This window comes from Spiroplasma sp. hy2 (assembly GCF_044714365.1).
Classification (GTDB): Bacteria; Bacillota_I; Bacilli_A; order Mycoplasmatales; family Mycoplasmataceae; genus Spiroplasma; species Spiroplasma phoeniceum.
The window spans coordinates 1-1,944 of record NZ_RXFZ02000182.1; the positions used below are offsets into that span (position 1 = coordinate 1).

The window sequence follows — 1,944 nt, forward strand, 5'->3', positions numbered from 1 at the left end:
KATWNTATTAAATTTTTAAATAAAAGACATAATTAATTAAAATTATAATTTGCTATTAGTATCTTTTTAAAAATATTTACAATTATTTTAATAGGTTATGCAAGAAGTCTAATGTTTTTTTATTATTTATTCTACAGTTAAAATTTTAACTTTATAAGGTTCTTGAATTCCCTTAATTTCAACTAAATCTCCAACTTTTTTGCCAATAATAACTTTTGCAATTGGTGATTCATTTGAAATTGTATTTTCAAAAGGATTAGCTTCAACAGCACCAACAATTTTTAATTCATATTTTTTATTAATCAATAAATTAGTAAATGTTACTGTACTCCCCAATTTAATAATTCCTGTTTTTGATTTAACTTCCTTAATTTCTTTTGCTTTTGTTAATAGTGATTCAATTTCTTTAATTCGTCCTTCAACTTCCGCTTGACGGTTTCGTGCTGCATCATAATCAGCATTTTCTGATAAGTCTCCCTGTGCACGAGCTTCTTTTAACTCTTCAATAACTTCGGGACGAATAACATTAATTAAATTATCTAATTCTTTTTGTAAGTCTTTAATTCCCTCTTTAGTTAACAAAATTTCTTCATTCATGGTGTTCTCTCCGTTCCTCTCTGTTTTTTAATTACAACAATCATTATTATACCTTAAAAAAAGCAATAATAATGGGGTTTTTTATTTTTTATCAAGTAATAAAGCCTTAATTTTTGTTGCAATCATATCAATTGCAATTTCATTTCCTTCATAATATGGCACAATAAATATCGGCATATTTAATACTTGGCTCAACAAAGTACTCATGCATTGGTTTTACTGTTGTTAAATACTGATTAATAATACTTTCAACTGTTCGCCCCCGTTCTGATAAATCACGTGTTAAACGTCGAATAAAACGAATATCATCTTCTGTTTTAATAAAGATTTTAATATCCGATAATTTACGAATTTCTTCTAATGCTAAACCTAAAATACCATCAAGAATAATCACATCACCACTTTTTATTTCCGTTGTTTGGATTGAGCGATTAGAAATTAGACTTCTTGCATAACCTAGTTATTTTAAAATTCCTATAAAATATATTTAAAATAGAAATTATAGGAATCTAAAATTATGAAATTTGATAAATTTGATTTTATTAATGATAAAGAATTATTCCGATTAACAGGTGTAAACTGTAAAACGAAACGCGCCAAAACAACTCTTATTAAAGGGTTGTTTTTTTATTTGTAAACCCATAATTATTAATTAATTCAGAGAAAGGACAGCATCTTAAATTCTTAAAATAGAAACTTTTTATCACAACTTTTGTTAACTTTTTAAAAGTTGTATTACACATTTATTAAATATCTTAGAAATCTTTACAAAGTGTATCTGTTTTTTCTCCTAATTTAAGGTGTTGTCTTTTCTCTGTTTAAATTAATTAATTTGGCTAATAAATAAAAAAATAACATCAAAGAAAGGAATGAGTAATGAAAATTAATAAGCAACAAAAAATATGTGATGTTAATGATTGTTATAAAAAAGTATCATTCATTACCGAAGAGTTTGTATCAAATAAAGTTTTATGAACTTGTGAAAAACATAAATATTTATTGAATAAAGTAAAAGATAAAACACAAAAGCGGTTTTATAAACGCTTAGAAAATTCAAAAATTATCTTTGATTATGAAACTGGTTTGTTAAAACTTTGATTTTATAAAACAACTTAATGCAGTCTGGGACGGTTATTTTAAATAACTAAGTGCTTTTATTCCACATAGGCGGTCTAGCCCAGCGGTAATCAGTCCGGAAATAATAGACACTTTAACAAGCGATAGTCGTGATAAGTGCAAAGTCAACATCGAACCACAATAAATATAGAGATGGACACTTTATAAATAAATTTGCGATAGATATTACTTCTTAGAAGTGACAGCGGTTTAAAAACCACAAAGTCAGYK

At 26.0% G+C, this 1,944-nt stretch carries 2 protein-coding genes and 1 pseudogene; 1 reads left to right on the plus strand and 2 read right to left on the minus strand.

The genetic code is table 4. The features are described 5' to 3' along the window. Positions 1-126: 126 nt before the first annotated feature. Both greA and EHV01_RS05135 read right to left on the minus strand, forming a co-directional pair. Entirely contained in the window at positions 127-597 is a 471-nt protein-coding gene (gene greA / locus EHV01_RS05130; protein ID WP_422066517.1) for a transcription elongation factor GreA, read from the minus strand. A gap of 81 nt (positions 598-678) precedes the next feature. Then, a pseudogene (locus EHV01_RS05135) lies at positions 679-1,006 on the minus strand (uridine kinase); the annotation flags it as partial. 467 nt (positions 1,007-1,473) lie between these two features. On the opposite strand from EHV01_RS05135, the gene EHV01_RS05140 reads away from it, so the two are divergent. Further along, the gene (locus EHV01_RS05140; RefSeq protein WP_422066518.1) at positions 1,474-1,713 is read left to right on the plus strand and encodes a hypothetical protein; all 240 of its coding nucleotides are present in this window, start codon (positions 1,474-1,476) and stop codon (positions 1,711-1,713) included. Positions 1,714-1,944 lie beyond the last annotated feature (231 nt).